The 8,886-nt window shown below is 74.2% G+C and carries 1 pseudogene; it reads left to right on the top strand.

Features of this window, described 5'->3' with window-relative positions:
- Window positions 1-307: 307 nt before the first annotated feature.
- Window positions 308-8,886 (top strand): annotated as a pseudogene (locus ACIOFR_RS41485) (type I polyketide synthase); the annotation flags it as partial.

The following is an 8,886-nucleotide window of genomic DNA, read 5'->3' as shown; positions in this document are numbered from 1 at the left end:
CTGGCACCTCACCCCCGCCAGCGCATAACCAGAAGGGGCCGCCCGGCCCGCAGCCAGACAGCCCCTCAGCAAGATCTTCACGAGCCTTCTAGGGGCCTGATAGGGGTTGAGAGCGCCCCGGCCGGACCATAATCTCGCACAGCGAAATGCAATAGGCGATCTGGCAGAAGCTCCTGGTGCCCGAAGTTGCCGACAACTTCGCCCGGGGGATTTCCACAGGTCATCGGCCGTTGCTGCGAAATTCCCGCCGGTGAGAATCCGTCAACATGACGCGAGCCGACTGGATGCGTTGAAGAGGTGGCATGTAATGGCGAATGAAGAGACACTTCGCGACTACCTCAAGTGGGTGACGGCCGATCTGGCCCAGACCCGCCAGCGGCTCCAGGAGGTGGAGGCGGCCGACCACGAGCCGGTCGCGATCATCGGCATGAGCTGCCGCTTCCCCGGTGACGTCGGATCCCCCGAGGAGTTGTGGCGGCTCGTCAGCGAGGGCCGGGACGCCGTCGACGGCTTCCCTGTCAACCGTGGCTGGGACCTCCACGCGATCTACCACCCGGACCCGGACCACCCCGGTACCTCGTACGTCGCCGAGGGCGGTTTCCTGCACGGCGCCACCGAATTCGACCCCGGATTCTTCGGCATCTCGCCGCGCGAGGCGACCGCAATGGACCCGCAGCAGCGCCTGCTGCTGGAAACCTCCTGGGAGGCGTTCGAGCGGGCCGGCATCGACCCGGCCTCGCTGCGCGGCAGCCGAACCGGCGTATTCGCCGGCGTGATCTACCACAACTACGCCGCCCGCCTGCACTCCGTGCCGGAGGGCGTCGAGGCGTTCCTGGGCACCGGCAGTTCGGCGAGCATCGCCTCCGGACGGGTCGCCTACACGCTGGCCCTCGAAGGCCCCGCCGTCACCATCGACACCGCCTGCTCCTCCTCGCTGGTCGCGCTGCACCTCGCCGTGCAGTCGCTGCGCAGCGGCGAGTCGACGCTCGCGCTGGCCGGCGGTGTGACGGTGATGTCCACCCCCGAGGCCTTCGTCGACTTCAGCCGCCAGCGCGGCCTGGCCATGGACGGCCGCTGCAAGGCGTTCGCCGCCGGAGCCGACGGCACCGGCTGGGGCGAGGGCGTCGGCATGCTGCTGCTGGAGCGGCTCTCGGACGCGCGCCGCAACGGGCACCCGGTGCTGGCCGTGGTCCGCGGCACCGCCGTCAACCAGGACGGCGCCTCCAACGGCCTCACCGCGCCGAACGGCCCGTCGCAGCAGCGCGTCATCAAGCAGGCCCTGGAGAACGCCCGGCTGACGGCACAGCAGGTCGACGCCGTCGAGGCGCACGGCACCGGCACCCGGCTCGGTGACCCGATCGAGGCCCAGGCGCTCATCGCCACGTACGGCCAGGACCGGCCCGACGGGCGACCGCTGCTGCTCGGCTCGGTCAAGTCCAACCTCGCCCACACCCAGGCCGCCGCCGGCGTCGCGGGCGTCATCAAGATGGTCATGGCGATGCAGCACGGTGTGCTGCCCCGCACCCTCCACGCCGAGGAACCCTCGCCGCACGTCGACTGGGCGGCCGGTGCCGTCCGCGTCCTCGCCGAGGACACCCCGTGGCCGGAGACCGGCGAGCCGCGCCGGGCGGGTGTCTCCTCGTTCGGCTTCAGCGGCACCAACGCGCACGCCGTGCTGGAGCAGGCCCCGCCCGCCGGGCCCGCGGACGACGCCGCCGACGGTGCGCCCGTCCCGGGGTCGGCCGTCCCGCTGCCGGTGGTCCTCTCCGGCCGGACGCCCGAGGCCCTGCGGGCCCAGGCCGGCCGGCTGGCCGAGCGCCTGACCGCCGAACCCGGGCTCGGCCTGACCGACGTCGGCCTGACCCTGGCGACCGCCCGGTCCGCGTTCGAGCACCGGGCGGCCCTGGTCGGCGACCGGACGCAGGTCCTGGCGGGGTTGGCGACGCTGGCGGCCGGCGGATCGTCCCCGGCCACCGTCGAGGGCGCGGCCGGGACGGCCGGCCGGACGGCGTTCCTGTTCGCGGGCCAGGGCAGCCAGCGGGCGGGCATGGGGGAGGAGCTGTACGGCGCCCACCCGGCCTTCGCGAGGGCCTTCGACGCCGTGTGCGCCGAACTGGACCCCCTGCTGGACCGTCCGCTGCACGAGGCGATCGCCGACGCGGAGCTGGTGAGCGAGACGGCGTACACGCAGCCGGCGCTGTTCGCGCTGGAGGTGGCGCTGTTCAGGTTGGTGGAGTCGTGGGGTGTGCGGCCTGACTTCCTGGCCGGTCATTCGATCGGTGAGCTGGCTGCCGCGCATGTGGCGGGTGTGCTGTCGCTGGCGGACGCCTCTCGGCTGGTGGCGGCGCGGGGTCGGTTGATGCAGGCGCTGCCGCGTGGCGGTGCGATGGTCGCCGTGCAGGCGACCGAGGCGGAGGTGGTGCCGCTGCTGACCGACGGTGTCGGGATCGCCGCCGTCAACGGGCCTTCCTCGGTGGTGGTTTCGGGTGTCGAGGACGCCGTGCTGGCGGTCGTGGAGCGGCTGGGGGAGCGCAAGTCCAAGCGGCTCACGGTCAGCCATGCGTTCCACTCGCCGCTGATGGACGGCATGCTCGACGAGTTCCGCTCGGTGGCAGCCGGGTTGACGTTCTCGGCGCCCCGGATCCCGATCGTCTCCACCCTCACCGGCACGCTCGTGTCGGAGGAGCTGACGGACCCGGAGTACTGGGTGCGGCACGTCCGTGAGGCCGTCCGCTTCGCCGACGCGGTCGCGACGCTGGAGGCCGAAGGCGTCCGGACGTTCCTGGAGTTGGGCCCCGACGGCACCCTGAGCGCGATGACGCAGCAGTGCCTGCCCGAGTCCACCGAGGCCGTCCTCACCCCGGTCCTGCGCCGCGACCGCCCCGAGGCCCGGAGCTTCGCGACCGCCGCCGCCCTGCTGTACGTGCGCGGCGCGCGGCTCGACTGGGAGGCGGTGTTCGCGGGCACCGGCGCCCGCCGCGTCGACCTCCCCACCTACGCCTTCCAGCGGGAGGCGTACTGGATCGACCGCACCGGCCCCGCCCTCGCGGACGCCCGGGCAATCGGTCTCGGGTCGGCGGACCATCCGCTGCTGGGTGCGGCGGTGGCGCTCGCCGACAGCGACGGGTTCTTCTTCTCCGGCCGGCTCTCGCTGCAGACCCATCCCTGGCTCGCCGACCACGCCGTCGGCGGCAGCGTCCTCCTGCCGGGCACGGCGTTCGTGGAGCTCGCCGTCCGGGCCGGCGATCACGTCGGGTGCGACCGGCTGGACGAACTGACCCTGGAAGCCCCGCTGGTGCTGCCCGAGCGGGGCGGCGTCCAGGTCCAGCTGTGGGTCGGCCGGCCGGACGACACGGGCGCGCGCCCGCTGTCCGTCCACTCCCGTGGGGAGGACGCCGCCGACGACGAGCCGTGGCTGCGGCACGCGGACGGCCTGCTCTCCGCCTCCCCGGCACCCGCCGGCATGGCCGGGCCCGCCGACGGGCCCTGGCCGCCCGCCGACGCGACATCGGTGGACCTCACCGGGTTCTACGAAGGCCTCGCCGCGGCAGACTTCGGCTACGGGCCCACCTTCCGCGGCCTGAACGCCGCCTGGGTGCGGGGCGACGAGGTCTTCGCCGAGGTGGCCCTGCCCGAGGAGGCGGCCGACACCGCCGCGGCCTTCGGACTGCACCCGGCCCTGCTGGACGCGGCGCTGCACGCCACCGCCTTCGCCTCGCGGACCGACGGCGACCCGTCGCAGACCGCCGGACGCGGCGGACGCCTGCCCTTCTCCTGGAACGGCGTGACCCTGCACGCCGTGGGCGCCGCCGTGCTCCGGGTCAGGATCGCCCCCACCGGCCCCGAGTCCGTCACGCTGACGGCCGTCGACGCCACGGGTGCACCGGTCACCTCGGTCGAGACGCTGATGCTGCGGCCGGTGACCGCCGACCGCATCGGCGACTCCGCCCGGCCCGCCGCCCGGCAGGACGCGCTGTTCGCCGTCGAGTGGACCGACACACCCCTGCCCGCCCCGGCGGACGGCGGCGCCGAGCCCCACACCGTGGTCGGTGCCGACGGCCTCGGCCTCGCCGCGGCGCTCCTCGCGGCCGGCCACGGTGTCGACACCCCGCCGACCCTCGCCGCCCTGGCGGCCCGCCTCCAGGCGGACGACCGGGCCCCGGCCACCGTCTACCTGCCGCTCGGCGGAACCGTCCTCCGGCCGTCGGCCGAGACCGTCCGGACGGCCGTCCGGGAGGCCCTGGCACTGGTGCAGGAGTGGCTGGCACACGACTCCTTCGCGCAGTCCCGGCTCGTCGTCGTGACCCGCGGCGCGAGCACCGCCGAGGACCTCGCCGGCGCAGCGGTGTGGGGCCTGTTCCGCTCGGCCCAGTCGGAGAACCCGGGCCGGATCGTGCTGGTCGACCTGGACGACGACGCAGAGTCGGTGCGGGCGCTGACCCGGGCCGCGGAGTGCGGCGAGCCGCAGGTGGCGCTGCGCGCCGGCGCGGCCACCGCGCCGAGGCTGGCACGCCCGGCCACCGAGGACGGCACCCCGCTCACGCTGGACCCCGAGGGGACGGTGCTGGTCACCGGCGCCACCGGCACGCTCGGAGCGCTGTTCAGCCGGCACCTGGTGACCGCGTACGGCGCCCGGCGCCTGCTGCTGCTGTCCCGGCGCGGCGCGGACGCGCCCGGCGCCGAGGAACTGGCGGCGGAACTCCGCGCCCACGGCGCGGAGGTGACCTTCGCCGCCTGCGACGCCGCCGACCGCGAGGCGTTGGCGCGGGTGCTGGACGGGGTTGACCTCACGGCGGTGGTCCACACGGCGGGTGTGCTGGACGACGGCATCGTGCCGTCGCTGACGCCGGAGCGGCTGGACACCGTGCTGCGTCCGAAGGTGGATGCGGCGTGGAACCTGCACGAGCTGACCGCGGACCGGGATCTCGCCGCGTTCGTGCTGTTCTCCTCTGCGGCCGGTGTGTTCGGTGCGGCGGGGCAGGCCAACTACGCCGCGGCCAACGCGTTCCTGGACGCGCTCGCCGAGCACCGCCGTTCGCTCGGCCTGCCCGCCACCTCCCTCGCCTGGGGACTGTGGGCGGGCGGCATGGCCGACACCCTCGACGACGGTGACGTCCAACGGATGGCCCGCGGCGGCGTGGCACCCCTGACCGCCGACCTCGGCCTCGCCCTGTTCGACGCCGCCCTTGCCCGGGACACCGCCGCCCTGGTGCCGATCCGTCTCGACCACGCGGGCCTTCGGGTGCAGGCCCGGGTCGGCCGGCTGCCCGCCGTGCTGCGCGGACTGGTCCGGGTGCCCGGCCGCCGCGCGGCCGAGAGCGCCGACGCGTCCGCCGCCAGCTCCTCGCTGCTCCAGCGCCTGCTCGGCCGCACCGAGGAGGAGCAGCAGCGCGAACTCCTCGACCTGGTCCGCACCCAGGTCGCCCACGTGCTCGGCCACACCGGTCCGCACGCCGTCGACCCGGCGAAGGCGTTCCGTGAGACCGGCTTCGACTCGCTGACCTCGGTCGAGCTGCGCAACCGCCTGAACGCCGCTACCGGCGTCCGGCTGCCCGCGACCGTCGTCTTCGACTACCCGACCCCGACCGCCGTCGCCGGATACCTGCTGACCGAAGCGCTCGGCCTGCGCGAGGCCGCCGCCGAGCGTGCCCCGGTCCTCGCCGCCGTCGCCGACGACCCGATCGTCATCGTCGGCATGGCCTGCCGCTACCCGGGCGGCGTCCGCTCGCCGGAGGACCTCTGGGCGATGGTCGCCGGCGGCACCGACGGCATCTCCTCCTTCCCCACCGACCGCGGCTGGGACGTCGAGAACCTCTACCACCCCGACCCCGACCACCCCGGCACGTCGTACACCCGCGAGGGCGGGTTCCTGCACAACGCGAGCGACTTCGACCCCGGGTTCTTCGGCATCTCGCCGCGCGAGGCACTGGCCATGGACCCGCAGCAGCGGCTGCTGCTCGAAGCCTCCTGGGAGGCGTTCGAGCGGGCCGGCATCGACCCGGAGACCGTCCGCGGCAGCCGGACCGGTGTCTTCGCGGGCGTCATGTACCACGACTACATCTCCCGCCTGCCCGCCATTCCCCCCGGCGTCGAGGGCTACCTCGGCACCGGGAGCTCGGGCAGCATCGCGTCCGGCCGGGTCGCCTACGTGCTCGGCCTTGAGGGCCCGGCCGTGACCGTCGACACCGCCTGCTCCTCCTCCCTGGTCGCCCTGCACTGGGCGATCCAGGCGCTGCGCACCGGCGAGTGCGACCTCGCCCTGGCCGGCGGCGTCACCGTGATGTCCACCCCGGACACCTTCGTCGACTTCAGCCGGCAGCGGGGCCTGGCCGCGGACGGCCGCTGCAAGTCCTTCTCGGACGACGCCGACGGCACCGGCTGGGCCGAAGGCGTCGGCATGCTCCTCGTGGAGCGGCTGTCGGACGCCCGCCGCAACGGCCACCCCGTGCTCGGCATCGTCCGCGGCTCGGCGATCAACCAGGACGGCGCCTCCAACGGCCTCACCGCCCCCAACGGCCCCTCCCAGCAGCGCGTCATCCGCCAGGCCCTCGCCTCCGCCGGCCTGACGGCCGACGAGGTCGACGCCGTCGAGGCGCACGGCACCGGCACCACCCTCGGCGACCCGATCGAGGCGCAGGCCCTGCTCGCCACCTACGGCCGCGAGCACACCGAGGAGCGCCCGCTGTGGCTCGGCTCGGTCAAGTCCAACCTCGGCCACACCCAGGCCGCCGCCGGCGTCGCCGGCATCATCAAGATGGTGTTCGCCATGCGGCACGGCCTGCTCCCGCAGACCCTGCACGTCGGCCGGCCCTCCACCCACGTCGACTGGACCGAGGGCGCCGTCGAACTCCTCACCGAGGCGCGCCCTTGGCCGGAGACCGGACGTCCGCGCCGGGCCGGCGTCTCCTCGTTCGGTGTGAGCGGTACCAACGCCCACACCATCATCGAGCAACCCCCCGCCCCGCCCGCCCCGGCGGACGACCGCTCCCCGACGGCGCCGCGCCCGCTCGTCCTGTCCGCGAAGAGCCCCGAGGCACTGCGCGCCCAGGCCGCCCGACTCGCCGAACACCTCGCCGCGCGGCCGGACGTCTCACCCGGCGACCTCGCCTACTCCCTCGCCACCACCAGGACCGCGTTCGAACACCGGGCCGCGCTACCCACCGCCGAACCCGAGCGGCTCGTCGCGGACCTGGTGTCCTTCACCGGCCTCGTCGAGGGCCTCGCCGGGACGGCGGGCCGGACGGCGTTCCTGTTCACGGGGCAGGGGAGCCAGCGGGCGGGTATGGGTGCGGATTTGTATGCCGGGTATCCGGTGTTCGCGGCGGCGTTCGATGCGGTGTGTGCGGAGCTGGATCCGTTGTTGGAGCGTTCGCTGCGGGAGGCCGTGGCGGACGAGGCGCTGATCGGGGAGACGGCGTTCACGCAGCCGGCGTTGTTCGCGGTGGAGGTGGCGCTGTTCCGGCTGGTGGAGTCGTGGGGTGTGCGGCCGGACTTCCTGGCCGGTCATTCGATCGGTGAGCTGGCCGCCGCGCATGTGGCGGGTGTGCTGTCGTTGGCTGATGCCGCGCGGTTGGTGGCGGCGCGTGGTCGGTTGATGCAGGCGCTGCCGCGTGGCGGTGCGATGGTCGCCGTGCAGGCGACGGAGGCGGAGGTGGTGCCGCTGCTGACCGGCGGTGTCGGGATCGCGGCTGTCAACGGGCCTTCGTCGGTGGTGGTTTCGGGTGTCGAGGACGCCGTGCTGGCGGTCGTGGAGCAGCTGGGGGAGCGCAAGTCCAAGCGGCTCGCGGTCAGTCACGCGTTCCACTCGCCGTTGATGGACGGCATGCTCGACGAGTTCCGTTCGGTGGCGGCCGAGTTGGCGTTCTCGGTGCCGCGGATCCCGATCGTCTCGACCCTCACCGGCGCTCTGGTGTCGGAGGAGCTGACGGACCCGGAGTACTGGGTGCGGCACGTCCGTGAGGCCGTCCGCTTCGCCGACGCGGTCGCGACGCTGGAGGACGAAGGCGTCCGCACGTTCCTGGAGTTGGGCCCCGACGGGACTCTCAGCGCGATGGCGCAGCAGTGCCTCGCCGAGTCCACCGACGCCGTCCTCACCCCGGTCCTGCGCCGTGACCGTCCCGAGGCCCGGAGCCTGACCACGGCCCTCGCCCAACTGCACGTGCGCGGTGTTCCGTTCGACTGGGAAGGCGTTTTCGCGGGCACCGGCGCCCGTCGCGTCGAGCTGCCCACCTACGCGTTCCAGTACGAGCGTTTCTGGCTGGAGGCACCCCCGCTCCTGGTGGGGGACGCGGCGGCGGCCCGGCTCGGGCTCGACCTTGCCGAGCACCCCCTGCTCGGTGCCTTCGTGGGACTGGCCGACGGTGACGGTGTCCTGTTCACCGGCCGTCTCGCCCTCGATGCGCAGCCCTGGCTCGCGGATCACGCGGTGGCGGACAGCGTGCTGCTGCCGGGTACGGCGTTCGTCGAGCTGGCTGTGCGTGCCGGTGACCAGGTCGGGTGCGGTCTGGTCGAGGAGCTGACGTTGGAGACGCCGATGGTGCTTCCGGCGCGCGGCGGTGTGCAGGTCCAGGTGTCGGTGGGCGTGCCGGACACGACCGGACGCCGTTCGGTGGCCGTGTTCTCGCGGGCCGAGGACGCGCCGCTGGACGCCGGGTGGTCCCGGCACGCGGCGGGTTTCCTGTCACCGGCGGCGGCGTCCGTGGGTGCCCCGCTGACCGAGTGGCCGCCGGCGGATGCCGAACCGCTCCCGGTGGATGGCGTCTACGACACCTTTGCAGCCGCCGGCTTCGCCTACGGTCCGGTGTTCCGGGGTCTGCGGGCGGTGTGGCGCCGTGGTGGCGAGGTGTTCGCCGAGGTGGCGTTGCCGGAGGAGGCGCGGGCGGAGGC

This window comes from Kitasatospora sp. NPDC088346, assembly GCF_044740765.1.
Classification (GTDB): Bacteria; Actinomycetota; Actinomycetes; order Streptomycetales; family Streptomycetaceae; genus Kitasatospora.
This window is presented reverse-complemented; position numbering and strand designations above follow the sequence as displayed.